The sequence below is a fragment of the Sanguibacteroides justesenii genome (assembly GCF_003204205.1).
Lineage (GTDB): Bacteria > Bacteroidota > Bacteroidia > Bacteroidales > Marinifilaceae > Gabonibacter > Gabonibacter massiliensis.
On the sequence record NZ_QJPL01000005.1, the window covers coordinates 276,815 to 301,206 of the forward strand.

A 24,392-nucleotide genomic window follows, 5' to 3' on the forward strand; every position below is an offset into this window, starting at 1 on the left:
AAAATCAACTCCTGTTTAGCCGACAGGAGTTCGGAAAGGAGTGTTAGCCGCACTCCTTTCATTTTTTAGAAACAGTAATAATCCTATCTTTTTTAATAAACTGAATTTTTGACAATTTCTCTATCATCCCCAGGATAACACTCATATCCCGGTGCCGATCGGCCGCCCCGGTAAATAGAATATGACGTAAAGATTCATCGGAATAAATAAATTCCACGTCATACCAACGCCCCAACTGGGCGGTAATTTGTTGCAACTCCATCTTCTCAAACTCGAAAACACCCGATTTCCAAGCAACGTATGTTCTGACGTCCACCTGCCTTACATCTATTTTCGTAGCATCGGAAACAGCTTGTTCTCCCGGTTTCAACAACAACGAATCCCGCCCGTTAGATATCCGCACACAACCTTCAACCAAAGTCGTTACCACTTTCTCTTGTTGTTCGTAAGCCGATACGTTAAAATGAGTTCCTAAAACCCTTATTTGTGCCCCCCGGCTCTGAACCAAAAAAGGCCGGGACTCGTCTTTTGCCACCTCGAAATAGCCCTCTCCCTCCAATCGTACGCTTCGATTCTCTTTACCAAAAACAACAGGATAAACTAACTTCGAATCCGAATTTAACCAAACCTTCGTCCCGTCCGACAGCTGTAAAAAATACTCTCCCCCGCGAGGAACAAGAATCGTATTTACACAAATCTTTTCCCCAGCCTCTTCACCCTTCGCGACATATCGGATTTTGCCCGCCGTATCCTTTTCTATCACAGCCCCGTTCACCTCGTTTAATCGAAATAAAGAATCCCGGGAAAGATCTACCTGCTTCCCGTCAGACAACAGCAATACCGCCTTGGAAGAACCCGGCAAAACAGCCATGCTTTTCTCCCCGGAAGTGTCCGCATTTTGTTGCATGTACCAGTAAAGCGAAACGGAAAGTAACAAAACAAGCATGGCCGCATAGGGATAACAACGGGTAATCCATCTCCTCTTCCCGGTATCGGAACGCCTGATCTTTTTCTCAATCTTACACCAAGCCTCACTCGTATCCGCCGTATCCCAAAAGGCCAGTTGCCGGCCCCGACGATATCTCTTCAAGTACCCCCGAAAAATCTCCACGTGCATTCGATCCTCCCGTAACCAACGCCTCAACTCGCTCGCATCCGTAGAAGTCAACTCTTTCTTGCAGTATAAAACGACCCATTCGATAACTTTTATCTCATCCATTTTTTAAGGCTTTTATACGGATAAGCCCAAAACGATTCAAATGGGTGAATTAATAACGAATTTTTTTTGATTTTTTTTAATGAAGCAGTACCAACACAATCGTGTTCAACGAACTCCTCAACTGTTTTAAAGCCCTTGACAAATGTGTTTTCACCGTATTTACGGATAAATCCAAATACTCCGCCGCCTCCTTGTATTTCATATCTCTCAATACGACCGCTTCAAATACCTTACGGCATTGTTCGGGTAATTTTTCAATTTCCGCGTATAATTTTTCCCGCTCCTCCTCTATGGCCTCGGCAGTATACTGGACATCCAGCATCTCTCCGTAAGGCTCCAATTCATCAAATTGATATTTCCGTCTGATTTTTACCAACTTGACACAATTGTGCCGAACAGACGAAAACAAATAGGAACGCAAGGAACCTTGAAACATCGTTTTTTCCCTTCTCTCCCAAAACTTCACGAATAACTCCTGGATCACATCTTCTGCCTCCTCATACGAATCAATGTAATTCAATGCAAAAACACACAAAGGTTTATAATACAAGTCGAAAAGTTCTTTTAAGCCAGACTCATCCCCTTTGTTGATTTTTTCCAAAAGATTACGCTCATCCCGATTTATCATACACCACCCGTTTATTTCTGCATTTGACGAAAATATACAAAATAGTCAACGCAACAAAATAAACAATTAATTTCTACAATATCGAAAAAGTACGCGCGATTTAATAATCGAGTGATTAAATCCTCCCATCACTTCATCCATAAATCCTCCATCTCTTACTTAGGATTTATAAATGTACGCTTTTTGTTATAAACCACCGGTCCCGCCTTTTGTAAATATTGCATTACCGCCTCCGTGATCGATAAGGATTTTTCTCCTTTACCCTTTCCCGAAAAATCATAAGTAGTACTCACGTAATTGCTCAATCCGATCTTATACCGCCGCCCCTCGTTCAATTTACGACCGTTCTTATCTTTAAAAACCACATCCACGCCTTTTCCCGTCTTATCCCGCAAAATCGTATAACTTCCCTTGGAAATAAAAAGATCGACACGACGATATTCATTACTCGTTTCACTATTGAATCGATTCAAAACCAACGCCTTCATTTCCGGCAAGGAAAGCTCGTGTTTCACCACATAATTATCAAAAGGTTCTATCTGATAAATCATTCCCTTCGTAATATCTCCTGCCGGAATAGTATTTAAACGAATCCCCCCGGAGTTATAAAATGCAAAATCACACTCCGCCCGGTCGGCCATAGCATCCGTTACCAGAGAGGCAACGTTCTCCTTATATTTCATTGGTTCGGCCGCTTTCCCGACCACAACCTTAAAATCAGGATCATTGCTGTAACTTTCAATCATAGCGGCAACCTCAGCATCCGGAGTTTCGATATTCGCCAAATCGACTACATGGTAGGATTTATCCGTTAACTTACCCTTCTCAAATTTTAACACCGTAACTCCGGCATAATGCAATCGACTTCCCGTTTGGCTGATCATGACCCCATTCACCATTTTAGGTTCTTTCAAAAGCGTATGGGAATGTCCCCCGATAATAACATCTAATTCCGGCATGATCGCGGCCAACACCGAATCGGCATATACCCCCAGGTGTGTAAGTCCGATAAAAGCATTACACTCGTTCTTCAATTTCCGGTAGGTATCTGCCTCACCCGTAAAATCGGCAAATGTAATACCCTCCAGATGCTCGGGATTCGTGGCGGGGATATGACTCGTCGGACTGATTTCGATAAAACTTAAAAAACAGAGTTTTATCCCGGCCTCTTCCACGAACAAATAAGGCGGTAATTGTCCCAACTCGCTCCCATCCGAGCGAATGTTGGCGCTAATCACTTTGAATTGCGCTTCGGAAAGTCGTTTTCTTAATACCGTTTGACCGTAATCAAAATCATGATTTCCCATCGTTGCAAGGTTGTATCCCATTTTATTCATCAATTCGATCATCGGCTTTCCCCTCTCTTTAGCATGATCGACGAAAGGACTGCCGGAAAAACGATCTCCCGCATCTACCAATATTACATTAGGAAACTTCTCTCTCGTCTCCTTCACGAAAGTAGCAAATTTAGGAAATTGGCTGATCTGAGCGTGCATATCATTCGTAGAAATAATAACGATTTCGGCATCTCCTGATTTGGATGATTTCTTGTTGTTAAAACATCCAAACATCACTACAACAACGAGTAGTATAAAATAAAGATTAAAGCTTTTCCTCTGTTTCACGACCATTTTGTTTTAAATTAATCCTAAACAAAAATAAACAAAAATAACGGGGAAACAACAAAAAAAGGCGGGTAACCGTCACGGCCCCGCCTCAAAATTAGAATTTTCAAAAGTTGCTATACAAAAATATAACAATATTTTCAGTCCAACGTTCAAACGACACAGAAGATTGTAAAAGCCTCCGGTATTAAATAAAGATCTCACTCAAAATTTAATAAAAAACGTGCAATTGCACACCGGAGGCACTATCTTCCTATGCAATGCACGTATTATTACTTGAGTGAGATATGCAAATGTAGAAATTAAAATTTAAAAAAACACTATTTTCATGAAATTATTCATTTATATTCATTCTTTTCTACATCTAAAACAAGGTCTTTACGACTAAAATCAGCCATCACACAATCGTACAATACCCGCATTAACATCCCGATCGAAGTTTACACGTTTAAATAGAAATCAAATCACATAAAGAGAAAACAAGAAATACCCCCACCCAAATAAACACTCACAAAAAGATCAAGACCAAACCGCCCGGCATGTGTTAATAATCAATAATTTAAATCATTTATTACAAAATTACACATATACTTACACGAAAAGTTTAGCATTACAACAAAAGGGACGGCCACTCAAAAGTTTTATCGCTAAAAAACTTCCTTTAAAGGATAGACGCTTCATCTTTCCTCACTCTTGTCATCGTACAGAGTATAACCAATAAACGATCGATATTCTTTCGCGGACCGGCATCGGTGTCTCATCGCTACACTATTCCCGCTGGCATAGAAATCCTCTCTCTTTATTTTTCGGGGCCAGGCATTAGTCAGCTTACAATATATCGCACCCGCAAAATAAAAGAGGTCGGACTTTTGGTCTAACCTCTTGATGCTCAATAGTCGGGATGACAGGATTTGAACCTGCGACAACACGCCCCCCAGACGTGGACTCTACCGGGCTGAGCTACATCCCGAAATGCAGGTGCAAATTTAGAAAAAAAATTTTAGAATAGATGCATTCCGGTACAAAAAATATTTATCAAGCACAAGCGGGTAGTTAATATTTTCATTCTAAAAGAATTAACGCGAATGACCAATTGACCGTAGGTGATAAAAGTTGGTGTTCCGATTTTAATTTGATAAATTTGCAGGTAAAGGAAAACATAATAAGAAACCAATGAATACAAATATGTCATCAGAAGAGATTCCCGAAAGAGTCAAATGCCTTATCATCGGCTCAGGACCAGCCGGTTACACGGCTGCCGTTTACGCCGCGCGAGCCAACCTCGCTCCCGTACTATACACCGGATTACAAATGGGGGGGCAGTTAACCACTACCACCGAAGTTGAAAACTTCCCCGGATACCCGGAAGGAGTCAGCGGTCCCGTCCTCATGGAAGACATGAAAAAACAAGCCGAAAGGTTCGGAACCGATATACGCTTCGGTATTGTTACCCAGGTTGACTTCTCCGGTCACCCGCACAAAATAACGGTCGATGACACGAAAAAAATAGAAGCGGACGCCGTTATCGTTGCCACCGGAGCCACGGCAAGGTATCTGGGACTACCGTCGGAAGAAGCCTACAGAGGCTCAGGAGTCAGTGCTTGCGCCACCTGTGACGGATTCTTTTATAAAAATAAAGACGTGGCTGTCGTCGGAGGAGGAGATACGGCATGCGAGGAAGCGACCTATCTCGCAGGATTATGTCGCAAAGTGTATCTCGTTGTTCGAAAAAACTACCTGAGAGCCTCGAAAGCCATGCAAGCGAGAGTCTTCGCCACACCTAACATCGAGGTATTGTTCGAGCACAATACCGTTGAACTGTTCGGCTCCGATATGGGGCTGGAAGGAGCCCGGCTCGTTTACCGGAAAGGGACTCCGGAAGAATGCACGAAAGAGATCAAAATAGACGGCTTCTTCTTAGCCATCGGTCATACTCCCAACACGGATATTTTCAAAAAATACTTGCAATTGGACGAACAGGGATATATCCTTACGGAAGGTGTAACCACGAAAACCAACATCCCCGGTGTTTTTGCCGCGGGCGACGTGATGGACCCCATCTACCGTCAAGGGATCACTTCCGCCGGTAGCGGCTGTCGCGCCGCAATCGACGCGGAGCGTTATCTAAGCGAGTTGGAGTGTGGAATTTAAAATAAAACACCGGGAGATCTCCCCGGTGTTTTGTTATTTTATCGTTACCATCGTTGCTCCATAACCATACTGCTTGAAAGAAGCATCCTGATGTTGAAAGCGTTTATATTTAGTCTGCAACTCCCATAAAATACGTTGTTTTAAAACTCCGTCCCCTTTTCCGTGGATGAAAACAATTTTTTGTCCCCGACGTAATTTATACTCCTCCAAAGTTTTACGAAATACATCCAACTGATATTCGAGCATATCCTTACTTTCCATACCCGCTGTCGTCTCAAGCAATTGAGAAATATGAAGATCTATTTCAAGCATGTTTCCCACCATTTGTTTTGCAGGTCTCCTTCCCGGCAACTCATCGATTTCTTTTTTGGAGGCCTGCAACAACGGTCTCGCCTCCAAATCGACTCGCTCCGTCATCGAACTATCCCTTTCGAGAGGGCGAACGAAAGCTACCGGTTCAAACCAACGCACGTGCTTATAAGCGCCAGCCTTACACAAAGAAACCGGATTCAGTTTCACAGGCGCATCAATCGCACTTTTGAAAGTAAAATACCCCTTTTGATAAAAAATAGCTTGCACTTGAATGCTTTTCACCCCGTCCAACTCCTTCAAAGAATAATTACCGACAAGATAAGCAGCATCCGGATTACAATTCCCGGCCGTAATCCCATTGTATCTTTTACCATCATAAAAAGCAACGGAACACAAGCATACCAAATCTGTATCGTTGACTAAATAAAGATCGAAACGACTTTCGTTCAAATTATTAAAATTCTCCGGAACAAAAGCCAAATACAACGTGTCCGACGACGACATCTCCACTCCCTTTTGTGCCTGAACCGGCACATCTGTCGCAACAGAAACGGTTGTCGCGTGAAAATCCGAGCGAATGACCACCAGGTCGTTTATCGAAGCCGGGATCTCGAAACCATACTCATCGCAATATACGTTTACGCTGTTCGCATCAATTATTCCGGTAACCTTACCTTCCAGTTTCTCGGAAATAAAGCGAACGATATCACCTATTCTTACATTCATCGTATTCCTTATTTTATTTTGCAAAAATAAGATTTTTCCCGTAGAGGTAATATAAAAGAGAGCTGCAAGTAAAAAAAACGGCATGAATGCGAAAAAAAACATTAGAAATTATTAACTTAGCCCTTGAATTGGATCATAAGTTAAAAATACATAATAATGACATTACAAGAATTTCAAAAATCCATCACGGAGGGTATTCCCGATACATTACCCGCCCCAAAGCCTTACGAGCCTGAAATCAATCATGCCCCGAAGCGGAAAGATATTCTCACGAAAGAAGAAAAGCGATTAGCCATCCGAAATGCATTGCGTTATTTCGATCCCAAGCACCATGCCGTTCTTGCAGCCGAATTTGCAGATGAACTTGAAAAATACGGACGTATTTACATGTATCGTTTTCGTCCGGACTATAAAATGTACGCCCACAACATCAACGATTACCCGCACAAAAGCTTACAGGCTGCCGGCATCATGTTGATGTTAAATAACAACCTGGACATAGCCGTCGCCCAACATCCGCATGAATTAATCACTTACGGGGGAAACGGGGCCGTGTTCCAAAATTGGGCCCAATACCGATTGACCATGAAATACCTGTCCGAAATGACGGACGAACAAACACTCGTCTTGTATTCGGGACATCCCATGGGATTATTTCCGTCACACAAAGACGCACCGAGGGTGGTTGTAACGAACGGAATGGTTATTCCCAACTATTCCAAACCGGATGATTGGGAACGTTTCAATGCCCTGGGAGTCTCTCAATACGGACAGATGACTGCCGGCTCGTTCATGTACATCGGTCCCCAGGGAATTGTTCACGGAACAACCATTACCGTGTTGAATGCAGGACGCAAAATTTCACGGCACGGGGAAGGATTAGCCGGTAAACTCTTTATTACCGCCGGATTAGGCGGTATGTCCGGAGCTCAGCCCAAAGCAGGGAATATCGCCGGATGTATCAGCATTACCGCGGAGATCAATCCGAAAGCCACTCAAACCCGTTACAACCAGGGATGGGTAGATGAAGTCATCGATGATCTGGACAAACTGGTAGAAAGGGTAAAAATAGCCAGAGAGAAAAAAGAAGTTGTTTCCATTGCATTCCAAGGAAATATTGTAGACGTCTGGGAACATTTCGCAAAAGGAGATATCCCCGTTGAATTGGGTTCGGACCAAACCTCGTTGCATAACCCGTGGGCAGGCGGCTATTATCCCGTCGGAATCAGTTTCGAAGAGAGCAAACGCATGATGGCCGAAGAACCGGAGCGATTCAAACAAAAAGTTCAGGAATCTTTACGCCGTCACGTGGCAGCCATCAACAAATGCGTGGAACGGTTCAATACTTATTTCTTCGACTACGGTAACGCCTTCCTATTGGAATCCTCCAGAGCAGGTGCCGATATCGTAAAACCGAACGGAGACTTCAAATACCCTTCGTATGTTCAGGACATCATGGGCCCCATGTGTTTCGATTACGGGTTCGGTCCGTTCCGCTGGGTATGTTCCAGCGGCGACCCGAAAGACCTTGCCAAGACCGATGAGATCGCCGCACAAGTATTGGAAGGGATCATGTCTCACTCTCCCGAAGAAATTCAGCAACAGATGGCCGACAACATCCGTTGGATTAAAGCCGCGGGAGAAAATCATTTAGTGGTAGGTTCTCAGGCACGTATCCTGTATGCAGATGCAGAAGGACGTATAAAAATTGCAGAAGCATTCAATAAAGCCATCGCAAATGGAGAAATATCCGCTCCCGTTATTCTGGGACGGGATCACCACGACGTATCCGGCACGGACTCTCCCTATCGCGAAACGTCTAATATATACGACGGCTCGCGCTTCACCGCCGATATGGCCATTCAAAATGTCATCGGAGACTCTTTCCGCGGAGCAACCTGGGTCTCCATCCACAACGGCGGCGGCGTAGGCTGGGGTGAAGTCATCAATGGCGGGTTCGGAATGATGCTGGACGGAAGTAGCGATAGCGACAGACGCTTAAAGAACATGCTGTTCTGGGATGTCAATAACGGAATTTCCCGTCGCAGCTGGGCCCGTAACGAGGGGGCCATATTTGCGATCAAACGGGCCATGGCAAATAACCCGAATCTGAAAGTCACACTCCCCAATTTAGCTGACGACCAACTCATCGAATCTTTATTTTAATCAATAAATAAAACGTTAAAGGATCGTGCGGATAATTTCTTCCGCACGATTTTTTTTAATTTCATATTGCCGAAATATAAAAAAATCGTATATTTGTTTGGTCAAGGATGTGGTTATGTTGATACGAAAGCACACTACGATTATTTAATGTTTTTATCAATAGATCACGGAACACGCACTGAAGTGATCTTTGTATAATCCTTGACATAGCGGCCTCCCTCCCCGGTGGCCGCTTTTTTTAACGAACAACAATTCTCGTACACACAAATCGGGAACGGTTTTCAAGGATCAAAATGCCACCCAAAAACCGTCCCGGGGGATTATAAAACAAAAAAAGCCATCATTTCTGATGGCTTTCTGAGCTGTTATCGGGATTTGAACCCGAGACCTCTTCCTTACCAAGGAAGTGCTCTACCCCTGAGCTACAACAGCATTTAAATCCCTTATTCTCCTTCTCCGGAGATATTTCCTTCACTTGAGCCTCTTGTCGGATTCGAACCAACGACCCCGAGATTACAAATCACGTGCTCTGGCCAACTGAGCTAAAGAGGCGAATTTCATAAAAACGGGTAAGCTTACTATGTCGCACCGCTACAACCATCTACCCTTGCTGCCTTCCGACCCTGGGGGAGTTCGACAGGAGCTGGTCGCATAGGACTTACCCGGGCACAAAAGTACAAAATTCTTCTTTCGTACCAAACATTTTCAAAGATTTTTCTTACATAGAATTTAACCTTAAGATAAGAATCTGAATATAAAAACCTTAATCTGAAAAAGGATGCGAATAGAATGCAAAAAACAGATTTAACGTAACATGTTCTACCCGAATGAAGTATAAAAGTAAAAACAAAAGTAAAGAATAAAAAATATCGATACAATATATGCAGAACAATATACATTCATCGGATTCGGATTTTCTTTCAGCATTAAGTGTTTTGCTTGCCGCAAATCTGGAATCAGAAAAGAATATTCAACTGGCACTTAAAAAATTGGGAGAACACGAGAAAGCAGACCGAATACATATCATTGATATAAAACACGACATGAGTTTTTCTATCTCTCACGAATGGCTGAGGGAAGGGATGACCTCCATCCAAAACAATATGTCCCAAAACATCTTCTTACTCGATAAAAAATTAGCAAAACAACTTGATGAAGATAATTATATTTACATCAAAAATATAGACGACGTCGCGGATCCGAGTATAAAAAATATCCTGAAAGCGACTCATGTTCGTTGCGCTCTTCTTCTTCCGCTCTTCATCTCCAGTCATCTTCTGTCGTTTTTAAGTCTTAGCAGAGTGGATTGCAAGGACGAATGGCAAGAGGAAGATATCCGCTTTCTAATCCAAGTGGCCAGCGTATTTTCAGGTGCGCTTGAAAAGGAACTTATCCTTTCCAAATTAGTGAAGCACCACACGTTGTACCAAGACTTCATCGAAAACAAAATTGATTTTATCCTCCGTCTCGATCGGAAATTGCATATCAACTATTCCAATAAAAGATTCTACTCCCTTTTCGGAAAAAACCCGGAAAGTGTCCTCGGCTGTAAATTTACAGAACTAATCCCCGCACTGATTCCCTATACCCAAGATATAGAAGATCTTCAGGATAATCAGGAATTAGTCTTGTCTATAAACACTCCATTAAAGAAAGGGGAAGAAACGTTATGGATGAAATGGCATATTTATTCCATTCGACTTGAAAAAAACTCGGTAGAGCTCCATATCATCGGGCACGATATTTCCGAATATTATAAAGAATTTGAATTATTCAAATCGGAATTACGAGCCTTCAATCAAAACATGTACCCGATCTGGCTTGCTATAAAGGAAGGATTGTCCAATTGTAAACTATCGGATTGTAACGGTTCCATGGATAGCATACACGAAAAGGTTTTCGCGTTCAACCATCGTTATGAAGAACTATTGTTAAAAATAGATCCCAAATTCACTACCCATGCACATTGATTACCACGAATACACCATACTTATCGCGGACGATTCAGCCTCAAATCTCGAAAAAACAAAATATATTCTCGAGCAGGAGGCTTTTAATGTAATCACGACTCCCGTGGGTGAAGAAGTTATTCCCATTGTTAAAACAAAATCCCCGGATATCATCATATTAGCTTTAACACACGTAAACGGGGAAGGAATGAAAATTACTCAAACACTGAAATCCGACCCACAAACGAAATTAATCCCAATCATCTACCTGACTACAGGTAATAAACATGAAGAATTTGTCATGGTATCTCAATATGAAGGTGTCGAATTCATTTCCAAGCCACTAAGTAAACAGGAACTGCTCACCAGATTAAATAATCAGTTGTTGCTATTGGAATCTTTACGGATCATTGAACGACAAAATGAAAAACTCCAAAACGTAGTCCGGGCAAAAGATAAACTTTATTCCGTCATTGCCCATGATTTACGGGCACCGATCGGAACTATCAAAATGATCCTGGAAGCAATTGACAATCAAAAAAACAAAATCCCGGATGAAAATATACGCCAATTGCTACGGATGGTAATAGAAACCACGGATGAAGCTTTCTCTCTTCTGGAGAACCTTCTGTTATGGAGCAACAGCCAAAACGGGAGACTGGAAGCGAACCCGCGGGAGTTCAATTTAACTGCCACGATCCAACAGGTTATCGCCCTCTTGGATAACGTCGCCAAAGCAAAAGGGATCACGATCTTTAACGAGGTAAAACAACATTTTGAAGCTTATGCCGATACGAATATGATAAATACGGTCATTCGCAACCTGCTCTCCAATGCCATAAAATTCACCTATCCCGACGGAGAGATACATGTTGACTGCCGACAGAACGAGAATAAATTGATTATATCCGTAAAGGACAACGGACAAGGCATCAAACGGGAAGACCAACGTAAACTATTGGATAAAGGGAGCTATATTACTTCATTCGGGACCCAGAAAGAGAAGGGCAGCGGATTAGGTCTTCAACTCAGCCAAGAATTCGTAAAATTGAATCACGGGAAACTATGGTTCGAATCAACGGAAGGGAAAGGAACGACTTTCTATTTCTCTGTTCCCATAAAACCTTTGCGATCAATAAAGTAAGATATTTTGCTTCTCTCCGGAACGTAAAGCCTCGTACATTCTCAAAGCCCCCCAAGCGTCCGTTGCCGCGTAACGTATTTGTGCGGTCGTTAACACGGGAGCTTCCCAATTCGATGTTCTTTGCCGTTTTGAAATCTTCACGCCAAAGACGATAGACATCAATTTAGAAAACGACATCTCTTCAATACCAAAGGCTTTTACAAACAACTGCAAGTCCACAAAAGAAGCCGGTAAAAAATCAGCCATTTTACGTAATGCCCGAATATCATCCCGGATTCCCACCCCGACCTTCAAAACATCCTCGTTCACCAATAATTCCCGTAAAGAGTAAGGTAAACCGCATTTATTCAACCGAAACAAATAAACCCGTTCCTTCGACGCCAATTGCAATAACCCCACTTGATGAACAACCCCTTTCTTAAAAGAAGGCTTGGTTTCCGTATCGAAACCTAAAACAGCATTATCTCTTAAATCTGCAACAGCAGCAGCCACCTGTTCCGGTCTATCCACCACGATAATTTCTCCCCTATATAAAAAAACAGGAAACTCTTCAACCTCATCGGGCTCTATCTTCCTTTTATATTCTTGCATGACAATTTTCCCCATGAATCACTCAACCTCATTATCCATTATTCGAAAAACGGCTACATGAACAGCTCTTAAAACACTTGCACATGCCCGTCCCCAGTAAAGTTCAAAACTATTATTCAATTGCCACAAGGCCTCCTCTATCACATCTGTCATTCCATGCCTGTAAGCCGATATAAAATTCTTCAGGTCTTGATAAACATCACAAACTTTCTCCGCTATAGAATTAACAATCGGAGTCTCGCTATATTGCATATTATCATCAAATACCTCCAGGTATTCATCCTGTTCCCCCATCAATTGATGAAGCGCGGCATACAAAGCATTATAATCTTCTTCGGTTACCGTATCCTCCAACAGTCCCAACTCGTCACTCTCGCAACGAGGCAATAAACTCCCCTTCAAATAGATCAAAGGAATAAATTTTTGCAATCTGGAAAGAAAAAGCTCTCGCCCTCCACCCGCGGCAGCTTCAACAAAATCACAAAATTCCTTTGCCACAGCCACGAACTCGATTACCTCTTTACTATAACCGACATGCTGAAAATCGTCCATATTCATTTTATTAAATTCACCACAAATTTACCAAATATATCAGACTATGTATATAGACCGATTCAAAAGTTTCAAAGAAAAGTGCGGTTCACTTCATCACGAAGAAAACCGCACCGAGACTAGCAACAATCTACATTCACGTGTAATCCCAAGATTGTATACCAGGGATTCTCTCCTACCCTAATGCTAGTAGTCTCTTTTCCAATCCCCATATCATATCTCCCCACTAAATTGTACTATTGATACGCCTTCCATTTCATTTTCGTTGTTGATTTTCCGTTAAAAATCGATAAGAATGGAGTTGTTAATAGAAAATTATTTCTATATTTGCCTCCGCATCCGGAGAGATGCAGGAGTGGCTGAACTGGCACGCCTGGAAAGCGTGTATACCCCTAAAGGGTATCCGGGGTTCGAATCCCCGTCTCTCCGCTTAAGTAGCTAAAAATAAAAGAGAATTGGCAATAAACCGATTCTCTTTTTTTACATTAAAGGGATTCGAACGAAGCGCAAGACGGGGGTCGTAACGAGTTCTCGAGGGAGCACAACTCCCGAGTCATCCCCGTCTCTCCGCTTAAGTAGCTAAAAATAAAAGAGAATTGGCAATAAACCGATTCTCTTTTTTTTACATTAAAGGGATTCGAACGAAGCGCAAGACGGGGGTCGTAACGAGTTCTCGAGGGAGTACAACTCCCGAGTCATCCCCGTCTCTCCGCTTAAGTAGCTAAAAATAAAAGAGAATTGGCAATAAACCGATTCTCTTTTTTTTACATTAAAGGGATTCGAACGAAGCGCAAGACGGGGGTCGTAACGAGTTCTCGAGGGAGTATCTCCCGACTCATCCCCGCCTCCACGTGTTCGATTTTGATTTACAACTTACAAGCAACGGAAGCGGTCAATCGTTTAACCTCCTAATTACAAGATCATCGAATCCCTAAACTGTCTTTATCACTTAATTATCTAAGCAAAGTTCTCTTGGGAATGCTGAAGTTTTTATCGGCGAAGAGTTCAGCCAAACCGGAGATCTGTTTCAATCGTAACAACTCGTCTTTATCCATACCAATATTTTTAAGGATCCACTCATCCGACATACCGGCTTTTGTCAATTCGGAAACAATCTCCGTCATCAGCTCGATGCTATGCGATCCTCTTGCCCTATTATGCCGTATCGTGGAAGCCATCCGGTTCGACAAGTCTTTTTCAATCACGACAATCGGCAACAAACCCTTTTCCCGTTCGTAAATACGTTTTGAGTTTTTCAATACCTGATAACGGTGATACCCGTCCACCAGCTCATACACATCTTTTTCGGCAAGGTAATAACATACGCAGGGCATCGTATAACCATCCTCCCAGATAGAAAGTTCCAATAACTTCATTTCAGGAGGTGCGACGATATTCGGATTGTAATTATTGGCACACACTTTTTCAACCGGCACGGCTATCACTTTATATACGGGACTTATGTAATCACTCATAGTGTAACAACGATTGATATTTTTCCATTATGCGTTTTTTACGCTCCTTTTCGCTTTTATTCAATGCAAATCCCATGTATTTACATGCATGATCATTTTTCAAAATACAGATACAGACCCGCTTAAACGTGGGTAAATCTTTAAACTCCGGCAGATCAATATCATCAAGGTATTCCATGCGAACCGGCTTTTTGAATGTTTTATAGTTACTCTTTTCTCCTACTTCTATCGTTATTCCGGCTTCACGCAATTTCTCTATCGTTTTATCTGCCAAACAACCACCCCTTTTCCTCCAAAAATCGATACTCACGGACAACTTTTCCAAGTAATTCTGTCGAGTCTCTTCCGGTAAGGTTTGCAACAGAAATTCCATATAGCTCACCCACGTATGTCCCTGAGGTAATTTCACGGACTGCCAACCGACAGCAGAAGTTCCGCCATATATCCCGACGAAATTTATTCCGTTCACCCGATTCACCATTTTCCCCCAGGTATTGGGATCCAGTACCCTGTACAATTTCAGGCTGGTTTGAGCCGGAGAGATAAACGGACTCGACACCCGTTGCTTCTCAATGGGTATTCCGGCCTGATAATAGAGATCGTACAACCTATTATAGTCCCAATGAAACTTACCATTTGCAGTCCACACATCCGTGGTCAACCAATCGTATATGGGATAAGCATTATAAACATAATCATACAGCTTACGCGTCCATCTCATTCCCCGATAAGTATAATATTTCTTCTCCCCGTGTATCGAACGCCATCGATTTAAGCTCTCTTGCGTCCGGATTCCCACCAAACAACAGGTTCTTTCCGCTTTCTTATACTCATGAAACCACCGAGCGAATTGCATCTGGAAATCATAATCCCATAACTCTTCCGTATAAAAAGAAAAATCTTTTCGGGTATAACTTCCCCGAGGTAAATTCCGCACCCAAATAGCTCGACTCTCTTCATCCCAAGGACGCCAAAAATTCTGATACATCGAAGTACAAGTCGGTACTTTAAACGGCACGCAAACATGATATACCTCCAAGATATCGGCATTGGAACTTAACATCCGTTCCACGTAACGGGTAGTCTCTTCATATTGTACCTCGTAATCCATATGAAAAACCCCCAATTTACGATTCAACTTGTTTCGCCGAATAAAATCGATACAAAGATTGAGCAAGACGCCACTGTCCTTGCCTCCCGAAAAAGAGACGTAAACATTATCAAAGTCAGCAAAGATCTTACTCAAACGAATCAAAACCGCCTCATAAACGTTTCTTGCCATCTTCATTACTTTTTTCCATTTTTACATATTGCTTCCACTCCCGCACGGAACGAAAACCATTTTCTTTAAACACGGAAACATGGCGGGACAGCGTCACGGATGTAATTTTACACTCCCGGTCGAATGCTTTTAAGACCTCCTTAATCAAAGAAGAAAGCAAAAGCGTGTCATCACCTCTTACATAATAATTATTAATAATGGCTTGTTGTGTTCGGAGTTCTACCGGAACGAAACCGTACACCCACCGCTCGTCACACGCGATAAACCAAACATGATTTCGAGAAGTTTTAAAAGGATAGTTGTTATTTTGACGCAATACATTGGGACTCATCACCAAAGGTGCAACCAGTTCATACAATCGGGATTCCGTACCTGTCAATTTCTCAATTTTCATAATTCTCTCATGATAAAAAGTTTATTTTATACCTGGAATCCGGCACGTATGACCCATGATAAACATCTACCGCACAACGATTAAAACGCCCATTCTTCCACCCCTTCGGAATATTATACTACCACACTTTTGATCACATGTTCCAATATATACCCATTCCCTGGACCATGAGTAATAATCAATCTACTTGTTTTATAATCCCATCCCCCCTTATTCTATACAACCCACTTAAACTTTACAAAGATATAAAAATTATGACAAATAAAAACAAAGAAAAGCACAAACATTCAGCCTTATAGCAGTAAGCGTTATACATAAAAAAACGGAAGATCATTGATCTTCCGTCCATTCCAAGATTTTTCGACATCTATTTTTCATTACCTAACGGAGGCAATTTACTTATCAACAACTCTGCCGTATTAATCAATTGAGATATTTGTTGGTCTTTCTCCCGGATACTATCCGTATGTTTTTCCAACAAATTCAAAAGCCTATTAACCGTATTCTCGTCTTCTTCCGGTTTCCCGTCTTCCGCCACTAAACGTTCCTTTTCCCCCTCCCCGGAAATCAACCATTTTCTGTTTACGCCAAGATAACGACTGATGACTTCCAATTTTGTAATATCAGGCTTAGTGCGCTCGTTCAAATAATTGGAAAGCGTGGTAGCTGATAGATTCAACTCCTTAGCGACACGATAGTTCGTGTAGCCTTTCTCATCCATAACTTCTTTTAATCTCTCTGAAAATCCCATAATAGTTTATTTAGAATCATTTAAAATTTTACTTACAGCTTACAAATAATCCAATTTTATTTGCGCGACTATTAAAATTGTATTATATTTGTGATCTGTCTACTACAAATATAACAATTTATTGATAACATTGCCAATATTCCCATGGTAATGTTATAGATTGGTGGTGTCTACATAGAAAAGAGGTACGTTATTGAATTAACGTACCTCTTCCGTCAGAACGGATAACCAATGGCCAAATGAAAAGCCAACCCGTCTTTAAATTTAGAAATGTTATAATACCCGCGTTTATCCGGATTTTTATACGGAGTATGAAGTGCAATACCTAAATCCGCCCTTAAAACAATGTAACTGATATCGTATCGCAAACCGAATCCGGTACCTAACGCAATCTCTTTCCATAATCCTTTCAATTTAAATTCTCCGCCGGGACGCTTCGGATCGTTTCGAAGCAACCAAACGTTTCCCGCATCCAAAAAGATAGCCCCGTTCAAACGATAACCGATCTTAAAGCGATATTCGATATTTCCCTCCAATTTAATATCTCCGGTCTGGTCCAAATAGGCCGTCGAATTACGACTCTCCTGATGATAGCTGCCGGGACCGATAGAACGAATCGTAAACGCCCGGATGCTATTGGCTCCCCCGATATAAAATTGCTCGCTATAAGGCATCACCTCCGAATTTCCGTAAGCATATCCTATTCCCCCCAATAAACGCATAGCCAATAACGATTTTTCCGTCATTCGACGATACACGACAATTTCCGATGTCAATTTCAAAAACTGAGAGTAAGGATTACCGAATATGGTTTTACCGCTCCCCTGACGATTACCTGTCAAGAATAAAATTCCGGACAAAACATTTCCGGCGGACATCAACGTACTCTGCCACATAAATCGATTCGGATTCCGAGAAGTAGCCGCACGGTCATAAGTGTAAGAATAAGACATAGACGGAATAAACTGGTTCTTAAAACTCAACGCGATGGCCGGATTATTCGTCATTGTCGAGTCAAATGCAGAAGAGGTCCGAAGCAGATAAGTATAATTGATTTTTAAAGGCGTAATCGTATGGTATTTCCTCAAAGATGACTGGAAATTATAATTAGCAGCCCCGGTAAAAGAGATCATCCGGAAAAAGGTATGGCGATTTAAAAAATCCACTCCTAACTGAAAATGTGTCCTCTCCGCAAAATCCCTCTCTCGTTTCATAAAGCCGGGAACCAACAGACGAGGAACGGATAAATCGGCATTCAAGCCGATTTCATAAGAATTAATCAGGCCCGAAGTCGATTTTCCCTGTTTTTTTCCCGTTTGCCATTCATAAGCTCCATTCAAGCGGAATGATAGATTTTCTCCGCCGCGGAATAAATTTTTATTCGTAACGCTTAAAATCAAACCTGGTCCCAGTAAATTATTGGATTTCGAAGAGACATCAACCTCTATTTCAGTTTCTATCGGCAAATCATAAGCTGCCGTAATCCTTACATCCAATTTTCCGAAAGAATCCCTGACCAAAGTATCAGCCGGAGTTACGGCCAAATTCGCGTATTTAAAAATCCCCAGACGAATCAAATTAGCCTGCGTCCTATTTTGCCGGGCGGCGGAATACACCTCCCCCGGCAACAAACGAATAGAGGAAGCTATGATTTTAGGTTTTATTCGCAAAGGCTTCGCGTAATCTATATTAAACCCGTGAAAATAAAAAGAATCCCGAACCACACCCGTGAAAGAATCCTCCAGTAGCAAATCGACCTGATTGATCTTGTAAGGTCGGAGAGCGTTTTGAGGAACGCCCCTTTTTAAAGCAACCCGAATATCAACGACTCCTCTCTCCTGCGTCGTATCGGCCAATATCTCTATATAATCCGGGCGAAAATAATAATATCCCCTATTGCGTAAAACGGTCGCCACCCGTTCCCTCTCATCCTCCAACGTGGTAAGATCGTATTCGTTTCCTTTGACCAACAAACTTCTTCCCCACGTATTTTGAAGAATACGCGACATCCGCCCTTCCCATCCCCACAAATGAATATCCCCCAACACATAAGCTTTAGGGATATATACATGATAGCTGATTTTCGCCTTTTTGGGATTACGCTTATTATAGATCAATCGATAATCGGATTTCACTCCAAAATAACCGTAATCTTTAGCCGCATAATCGACAACCTTAAGCCGTAAATCCGGTTGAACATCCGAAATCAAGACAGGCTTTTTCGCTAATTGTTTATACAACCAATATTTAAAACCTTTTTTCTTCTTAATATTCCAGTTATACACCCACAAACCTATCGGAAAAGGAGTCCGCACGTAAGGTGAATACAAAGGATTGTTCGGAGGATAAGACAAAGGACCCGTAATAGCGGAACTTTTCGGACCTTCCAATCGGACACCCTTTTCGGTTTCGATTTTCATCTTTTTTACCCCGGTATACAATACCTGCCCTTCCGTCAGCTTCTTCGTAGTAGAACATCCTCCTAAAAACAGAACCCCTGCACAAATACCAAAGAATAACACCTCCCGGAATAGATTTACTCCGTAATACCTATGTTTATTCCCTTTCGCGGCAGGCCAATAAATTTCTTCCCTCATGCTACTTTTCTTTTTCTGTTTTTAAAGTTCCGTTTCTAAGTTCTCTTACACTCTTTTTCCGGAACAAATCTAAGAATTTCTGAAATTTCTTTCTTAAAACGACACCAATACCGGTTTGAGTCACCTCTCCTTCCAATACGCTTTCATATCCGGTATGCCTGAATATTTTTAAGAAAAAATTCGGATTCTTTCCAAACAAATATTCCACGGAAATATCGTCTATCAAATTCTCTTCAAGGCCACCACCTCCCTCCGCCGGATCATTGTCCGTGGAAATGCGCCCCCCGACTTTTACTCGCACCTTATTGTTAAACAGTCGTTTAGAAAACTGATACGAATAATCCGTTTTCTGTGTTTCCCCCGACTCTGTTGTCTGATTATAAGTGTTTATACCAAAACTTAAATCCATCCCTTTCAGGTATCTGCGAGACCATTGGTTCAGCTCCTTTTCAATCAATCCGTTCAACGCATTATTGGACGCGTTCGATTTTGCCACCGTCCCCGGACCGTTATAAGAACCGTATATCATCAGATTCATGGCTTCTTTAGACCGCTCTTCCGGAGTCATGGCAGCCAACTGGTTTTGTATGGTCATATCTCCGGTTGCCGACAAATCAAACGTTATATCCGGATGCTGCAAGGTATTGGTAATCCGTATCAATGCTTTGAAATTTACCATCCTTGAATTTTGATTATCATCGGAAACATTAGCCGAGATATTTTCCGCCGCCGTGATATTCAACATCGGATTAGCCATATCCCCGGTCCACTCTACAAAATTTCCATCCTGAATCGTGAAAACCTTTTCTCCAATTACGGGGATACTATAATTCACAGAGCCGCCCGTCAAAACGTACTTACCCACCAAACGACTTTCATTCAAAGGGCTCAAAGAATAAGTCAGTTCTCCGCCGCCATTAATAACGACCCGATTCTGTCCGTTATCAGAAAGCAAAACGTTCAGATTAACTAAAGGAGAAATATTCAATAGCAATAAAATATCCAAACTACTATTTTGTATTGTTCCGATACGATCATCCAATTCCGCCAGGGTCGTATCCCTGAAAGAAACAAAACGCACGATATTAGAGCTTTTATCATTTACTTCCAAAGGCGATGATTTCAAAACATAGTTTATTACGCTATTATCCAACAGGCCTACATTACCCCTTATAAATAAAGCATTCAAAGCTCCTTTAACCTGAACGTCCAGATCAATAAAAGCTTTACCGTAAACCATGGTTGTATCATTCGGGTTTACCTTGATCACTTGAAAATTTTTAGCGTTTACAGTCGTATTCATTCGAATATCCGAAAACGAAGCAAAATTTACATCTCCCTGCAATTCCATCCGTTGGCGATTGGGTGCTATCAGACCGAAACCATTAAACGACAAACGATTATCTGCAATTGAGATTCGATTCGAATCGATTTGAAATAATGTGCCGACAGGTAGAACTGTTACGCGGCCTTGCTGAAATAATATTCCTCCGTTAATCAGGGGATGCTCCGGATCTCCCCGAAAAGCTATCGTCCCACGCAGATCTCCTTGCAGATCGACAAGACCGGAAGGAATAAAAGCGTTTACCACACGCAAAGGGAACTTGGGAATATCTATATCTATAGACATGTTCTTATCCTGATTCCCCGTCAATACCTTTCCTTTGGCCAAAACGGTTTTCTCTCCATCCAAATGCAAGGCAAAATCCATTTCATGAAGCTGCTCCCGCGTCAAGCGATATCCTGCATCCAACTCCAGGTTGCCGACCCTCCGGTGTTCATAAAAAAATTGATCAAGCCGGATATTCCCGGTCACATCCAATACATGTCCCTGGTTTTTCAACTCCAAGCCGGCAGAAAAGATTCCCGCCATATTCGGAATAAAAGGGAGCATCTCCGAAATCAATCCCACCTCGATACCCTGAATATCAACACTCAAAGTTTCTCCCGACCTCTCTGGTTCCTGAAAGGACAACAGCTTAAATCTCTTTTGCCCGCTTGTCAATTGCAAATCAGCCGACAATCTCTTTTCCGGAGATAAACGAAGATAATTATCCTGGTTTACTTGCCAGGGAAGGTAACCGAAAATCAAAGAATCGGAAGCAATATTAAAGGTAAATACACTATCGCGCAACGTAAAATTCATTCCCACGTTAACCGCCGTCTTTCCTGACAAGGTATTTCCTTTCAATCGAGCATACAATTGATCAAAAACGGCTCCTCCGCTTAAAGAAATCCGGGAAAAATTGGCTTGTATATCCTTCGAGTTGTAAAGAGTCAGCCCGTATTTCAATACAGCTCCTTCCTGCCATACTCGCACCAATAAGCTGTCCGCCCTCATTTTCTCCATAACGATTCCCCGTACCTCTGTTGTGATATCCAACTCTTTTCCCTGAGGAACCCTCATATCTACATCTAAACTTTTAAAGAGGATACCGTTCATTTTTAAATACTGATTCAACAGATTGTCGGTTCCGGCAGTAAGGTACAATCGGAAATCCGGCAAACTTCCCCGAATGGAGTCCATATCCAAGGCGTACTCTTTTATCTGTTGAACCATTCGCTCGCCCGTAGCCGTAAATTGACGGATCAGTTCTTCTCTTCCCTCGCAGCTTTTAAAAGAAAACCTCAAATCACCCGTTTCCATGTTCACATCCGTATGGCCTACTCCACTGGAAGCGGACAGATCGAATTTGCCCAGATTCAATTTTCGCCCCTTTTGGTTTAATTTGATCTCAGAGAGTTGCAGCTGCAGGGAAGACTCTCCATCCGTTTTTAATGACGCATCCAAATGGACGCTCGATGCAAAAGCCAACTCGTCCGGCATAAAATGCAATTCCCGCAAATCGACCCGGTGAACTTCTCCGTCTAAAACGGCACGATAATCCCCGCGATCAGAATCTAACCCGAAATTCAAATCCAAAGACATATCTTCAACCGGACTTTGCAGTTTGCCTTCTAATTTTCCGGCCTCAAGAGAAGCGTTCAGAGTAATATTCTCATACAAATATCCCCGATAAACCAACGATTGCAATTCCATGGCTGAAGTAGCTACCGCCCTTTCCCAATCCCATCCTCGTCCGGATGCGGAAAAATTCATCGAGACCATCCCCAAGGAATCTCCAGGAAAGAATTCAGCAAGATCCACCTGTTCGATATTCACATCAAGCCGGTACGAATCCGTTTTCAATCCATAATTACCGTTCAATTCGACCGCCCCCTTACCGGGAGTTACTCCCAATTTAAAACTAATATCCCCATGGGATGCCACCACCCCTCCATCCATTTCAATCGGACTGGGGAGTCGAAACCCGGAGGTGGAATCACTCATCAAAAAAGGAGATAAAAAACTGCTATCTTCAATTTCCGCGATAAAATCAAATGTACCTGTCAACCGTTCCGGATCATTCCAAAAAGCAACCGTTCCGTTCCCGTCAACAGAAAAATAAGCATCCGAATGTACCCGCAAATATTCCAAATTGACCCGTTCTCGTGTTCCCTCCGCCTTTACGCCCCAATCTATGGATTTACCGTATAATTCATTCTTCAATTGATTATTACTATCCGGAACAAACAAGGCAATATCTCGACCGGAAACACTCCCCCGCGCCAATACTTCCATCGGAGTAGAAGAGTTCACTCCTGACAAGCCGCTTCCCACTTTTGCCTGTAAAGAAAAATGACTATACGGCGTTTCTACGGCCAAATCGGATATTATCATTACCTGCTCTCCCATTTTCACGCGTCCCGACAGATTACGAATATCCAATCCGTTCTTTTCTTTCAATCGGATACTCTTAATCACAGTGGCTATCTCCGTCCCGCGATTATAAATGCTATCCATCGCAACGGCTAAAGAATTGATATCGATCACCTCCGGGAATGCCATGCTATTTTCGTGCTCAGGCCCCATCTTAAAACGTCCGTCCTTCAGATCCAGCTCATCCATTTTTACTTCCCAAGCCGCTGTATCCGCCGCGTTCTCCCGGACGACAGAAACCGCGTTGCCCGTTTTCTCTTCCTGTTCAGTGGTCCGAAGTTCACAATAAGCCCCTTTTAATTCCAATCGCCTGATCGCAACAGACTGACGTCCCATATCGACCAGACCGGCATCCAACGTCCCACTTCCCACTCCTGACCGAAGCTTTCCCATGGGTAATCCCATCATCTCGTAATTTACGTTCTCCAAAGAGATTTTATCCAATAAGAATCGCCATGCCAAAGGAGTAGTAGCCGTATCGGCAACATCTGCCAGCCTTTCACCCGCCCGAAATTCAACCTTTCCATCCGTTAACGACAATGAATTTATCTCCGCATCCTGCCGACTTAAATCGGCTCTACCCGACTGCAAACGCAATTGTCCCAAAACGACGTCTAATTTCATTCCCGACAAGCTGTCGGATAAACGGACGACCACCTTTTCCAGTAGCAATCGACGAACCTCGACCTCTTTTTTCAACAACTTTAGCAAAGAAACATTGACCTGAATCTGGCCAGCAGCCAGTAATGTATCTCCCTTTACCTGCTCGACATAAACCTTCTCCACGTAAAGATCCAGGGGAAACTTCAACAATACTCTTTTCACCGATAAATTCACTCCGAGATTTACCGCCGCATAACTTTCGACTTTTGTCTTTACATAATCCTGAACTGCAGGGATATACAAAAGCAGCACGAGTAGTACGATGACTCCCCATAAAAACAATACGCCTCTCAATATATATTTCAGAACCTTACGTAAGACTTTCATTTTCTTTTACAGTCAAAAATCTCAACAAAACTACAACTATTTCTTTTTAAATCCCTACCTGCAACACCTTAAATCTCTCT

General features: G+C 42.4%; 16 protein-coding genes, 4 tRNA genes and 1 other RNA gene. 5 read left to right on the plus strand and 16 right to left on the minus strand.

Annotated elements, in window-relative coordinates:
* Positions 1-58: 58 nt before the first annotated feature.
* The 4 genes from DMB45_RS09995 to DMB45_RS10010 all read right to left on the minus strand — a co-directional run bounded on the left by DMB45_RS09995 (position 59) and on the right by DMB45_RS10010 (position 4,442).
* The gene (locus DMB45_RS09995) at positions 59-1,219 is read right to left on the minus strand and encodes a FecR family protein (protein WP_052634400.1); all 1,161 of its coding nucleotides are present in this window, start codon (positions 1,217-1,219) and stop codon (positions 59-61) included.
* 76 nt (positions 1,220-1,295) lie between these two features.
* Positions 1,296-1,847 (minus strand): RNA polymerase sigma factor, encoded by a 552-nt coding sequence (locus DMB45_RS10000; protein WP_041502420.1) that lies wholly within the window; start codon positions 1,845-1,847, stop codon positions 1,296-1,298.
* Positions 1,848-2,002: 155 nt separating this feature from the next.
* Positions 2,003-3,472: a bifunctional metallophosphatase/5'-nucleotidase gene (locus DMB45_RS10005; protein ID WP_181416508.1), complete on the minus strand. Its 1,470-nt coding sequence runs from the start codon at positions 3,470-3,472 to the stop codon at positions 2,003-2,005.
* Positions 3,473-4,368: 896 nt separating this feature from the next.
* A tRNA-Pro gene (locus DMB45_RS10010) sits at positions 4,369-4,442 on the minus strand.
* A gap of 203 nt (positions 4,443-4,645) precedes the next feature.
* On the opposite strand from DMB45_RS10010, the gene trxB reads away from it, so the two are divergent.
* Positions 4,646-5,623: a thioredoxin-disulfide reductase gene (gene trxB, locus DMB45_RS10015; protein ID WP_235375034.1), complete on the plus strand. Its 978-nt coding sequence runs from the start codon at positions 4,646-4,648 to the stop codon at positions 5,621-5,623.
* Positions 5,624-5,656: 33 nt separating this feature from the next.
* On the opposite strand, the gene DMB45_RS10020 is transcribed toward trxB, so the two are convergent.
* Positions 5,657-6,661 carry a Smr/MutS family protein gene (locus DMB45_RS10020; RefSeq protein WP_110688763.1) on the minus strand — a complete coding sequence of 335 codons (1,005 nt, stop codon included), beginning with the start codon at positions 6,659-6,661 and terminating at the stop codon, positions 5,657-5,659.
* A gap of 156 nt (positions 6,662-6,817) precedes the next feature.
* On the opposite strand from DMB45_RS10020, the gene DMB45_RS10025 reads away from it, so the two are divergent.
* Positions 6,818-8,827, plus strand: a complete 2,010-nt coding sequence (locus DMB45_RS10025; RefSeq protein ID WP_041504767.1) for a urocanate hydratase — start codon at positions 6,818-6,820, stop codon at positions 8,825-8,827.
* A gap of 360 nt (positions 8,828-9,187) precedes the next feature.
* On the opposite strand, the gene DMB45_RS10030 is transcribed toward DMB45_RS10025, so the two are convergent.
* The 3 genes from DMB45_RS10030 to ffs all read right to left on the minus strand — a co-directional run bounded on the left by DMB45_RS10030 (position 9,188) and on the right by ffs (position 9,491).
* Positions 9,188-9,259: transfer RNA gene (locus DMB45_RS10030), tRNA-Thr, on the minus strand.
* Positions 9,260-9,305: 46 nt separating this feature from the next.
* Positions 9,306-9,379, minus strand: a tRNA-Thr gene (locus DMB45_RS10035).
* Between the two features lie 12 nt (positions 9,380-9,391).
* An RNA gene (ffs, locus tag DMB45_RS10040) (signal recognition particle sRNA small type) lies at positions 9,392-9,491 on the minus strand.
* 217 nt (positions 9,492-9,708) lie between these two features.
* Here ffs and DMB45_RS10045 point away from each other — a divergent pair.
* Together DMB45_RS10045 and DMB45_RS10050 are read left to right on the plus strand one after the other, a co-directional pair.
* Positions 9,709-10,797, plus strand: a complete 1,089-nt coding sequence (locus tag DMB45_RS10045; protein WP_041502423.1) for a PAS domain-containing protein — start codon at positions 9,709-9,711, stop codon at positions 10,795-10,797.
* Positions 10,787-11,920, plus strand: a complete 1,134-nt coding sequence (locus tag DMB45_RS10050; protein WP_041502424.1) for a hybrid sensor histidine kinase/response regulator — start codon at positions 10,787-10,789, stop codon at positions 11,918-11,920. Before DMB45_RS10045 ends, DMB45_RS10050 begins: the two co-directional genes overlap by 11 nt.
* Here the strand turns inward: DMB45_RS10050 and DMB45_RS10055 are convergent.
* Both DMB45_RS10055 and DMB45_RS10060 read right to left on the minus strand, forming a co-directional pair.
* On the minus strand, positions 11,909-12,526 hold the full coding sequence (locus DMB45_RS10055) for a 3'-5' exonuclease (RefSeq protein ID WP_041504766.1): 618 nt from the start codon (positions 12,524-12,526) through the stop codon (positions 11,909-11,911). The genes DMB45_RS10050 and DMB45_RS10055 overlap by 12 nt on opposite strands.
* 3 nt (positions 12,527-12,529) lie before the next feature.
* Complete coding sequence (locus DMB45_RS10060; RefSeq protein WP_041502426.1) at positions 12,530-13,063, minus strand: DUF5063 domain-containing protein; 534 nt, start codon at positions 13,061-13,063, stop codon at positions 12,530-12,532.
* A gap of 341 nt (positions 13,064-13,404) precedes the next feature.
* Between DMB45_RS10060 and DMB45_RS10065 the strand changes: the two genes are divergently transcribed.
* Positions 13,405-13,492, plus strand: a tRNA-Ser gene (locus DMB45_RS10065).
* A gap of 524 nt (positions 13,493-14,016) precedes the next feature.
* Here the strand turns inward: DMB45_RS10065 and DMB45_RS10070 are convergent.
* The 6 genes from DMB45_RS10070 to DMB45_RS10095 all read right to left on the minus strand — a co-directional run bounded on the left by DMB45_RS10070 (position 14,017) and on the right by DMB45_RS10095 (position 24,312).
* Positions 14,017-14,538, minus strand: a complete 522-nt coding sequence (locus DMB45_RS10070; RefSeq protein WP_041502427.1) for an IbrB-like domain-containing protein — start codon at positions 14,536-14,538, stop codon at positions 14,017-14,019.
* The gene (locus DMB45_RS10075; protein WP_041502428.1) at positions 14,531-15,826 is read right to left on the minus strand and encodes a DUF3440 domain-containing protein; all 1,296 of its coding nucleotides are present in this window, start codon (positions 15,824-15,826) and stop codon (positions 14,531-14,533) included. Before DMB45_RS10075 ends, DMB45_RS10070 begins: the two co-directional genes overlap by 8 nt.
* Positions 15,801-16,214 carry a hypothetical protein gene (locus DMB45_RS10080; protein WP_041502429.1) on the minus strand — a complete coding sequence of 138 codons (414 nt, stop codon included), beginning with the start codon at positions 16,212-16,214 and terminating at the stop codon, positions 15,801-15,803. Before DMB45_RS10080 ends, DMB45_RS10075 begins: the two co-directional genes overlap by 26 nt.
* A gap of 367 nt (positions 16,215-16,581) precedes the next feature.
* Entirely contained in the window at positions 16,582-16,965 is a 384-nt protein-coding gene (locus DMB45_RS10085; protein WP_052634402.1) for a helix-turn-helix domain-containing protein, read from the minus strand.
* A 215-nt stretch (positions 16,966-17,180) separates the two neighbouring features.
* Positions 17,181-19,562: a translocation and assembly module lipoprotein TamL gene (gene tamL, locus DMB45_RS10090; RefSeq protein WP_110688744.1), complete on the minus strand. Its 2,382-nt coding sequence runs from the start codon at positions 19,560-19,562 to the stop codon at positions 17,181-17,183.
* Between the two features lies 1 nt (position 19,563).
* Positions 19,564-24,312: a translocation/assembly module TamB domain-containing protein gene (locus DMB45_RS10095; protein ID WP_110688745.1), complete on the minus strand. Its 4,749-nt coding sequence runs from the start codon at positions 24,310-24,312 to the stop codon at positions 19,564-19,566.
* Positions 24,313-24,392: the final 80 nt, after the last annotated feature.

Excerpts from the sequence above, each read along its gene's own strand:
- DMB45_RS10095 (WP_110688745.1), bottom strand. The coding sequence starts at position 24,312 with ATGAAAGTCTTACGTAAGGTTCTGAAATATATATTGAGAGGCGTATTG.
- DMB45_RS10050 (WP_041502424.1), top strand. The coding sequence starts at position 10,787 with ATGCACATTGATTACCACGAATACACCATACTTATCGCGGACGATTCA.
- DMB45_RS10055 (WP_041504766.1), bottom strand. The coding sequence starts at position 12,526 with ATGGGGAAAATTGTCATGCAAGAATATAAAAGGAAGATAGAGCCCGAT.
- DMB45_RS10080 (WP_041502429.1), bottom strand. The coding sequence starts at position 16,214 with ATGAAAATTGAGAAATTGACAGGTACGGAATCCCGATTGTATGAACTG.
- DMB45_RS10075 (WP_041502428.1), bottom strand. The coding sequence starts at position 15,826 with ATGAAGATGGCAAGAAACGTTTATGAGGCGGTTTTGATTCGTTTGAGT.
- DMB45_RS10000 (WP_041502420.1), bottom strand. The coding sequence starts at position 1,847 with ATGATAAATCGGGATGAGCGTAATCTTTTGGAAAAAATCAACAAAGGG.
- tamL (WP_110688744.1), bottom strand. The coding sequence starts at position 19,562 with ATGAGGGAAGAAATTTATTGGCCTGCCGCGAAAGGGAATAAACATAGG.
- DMB45_RS10025 (WP_041504767.1), top strand. The coding sequence starts at position 6,818 with ATGACATTACAAGAATTTCAAAAATCCATCACGGAGGGTATTCCCGAT.
- DMB45_RS10085 (WP_052634402.1), bottom strand. The coding sequence starts at position 16,965 with ATGGGATTTTCAGAGAGATTAAAAGAAGTTATGGATGAGAAAGGCTAC.
- trxB (WP_235375034.1), top strand. The coding sequence starts at position 4,646 with ATGAATACAAATATGTCATCAGAAGAGATTCCCGAAAGAGTCAAATGC.
- DMB45_RS10045 (WP_041502423.1), top strand. The coding sequence starts at position 9,709 with ATGCAGAACAATATACATTCATCGGATTCGGATTTTCTTTCAGCATTA.
- DMB45_RS10060 (WP_041502426.1), bottom strand. The coding sequence starts at position 13,063 with ATGGACGATTTTCAGCATGTCGGTTATAGTAAAGAGGTAATCGAGTTC.
- DMB45_RS10020 (WP_110688763.1), bottom strand. The coding sequence starts at position 6,661 with ATGAATGTAAGAATAGGTGATATCGTTCGCTTTATTTCCGAGAAACTG.
- DMB45_RS10070 (WP_041502427.1), bottom strand. The coding sequence starts at position 14,538 with ATGAGTGATTACATAAGTCCCGTATATAAAGTGATAGCCGTGCCGGTT.
- DMB45_RS09995 (WP_052634400.1), bottom strand. The coding sequence starts at position 1,219 with ATGGATGAGATAAAAGTTATCGAATGGGTCGTTTTATACTGCAAGAAA.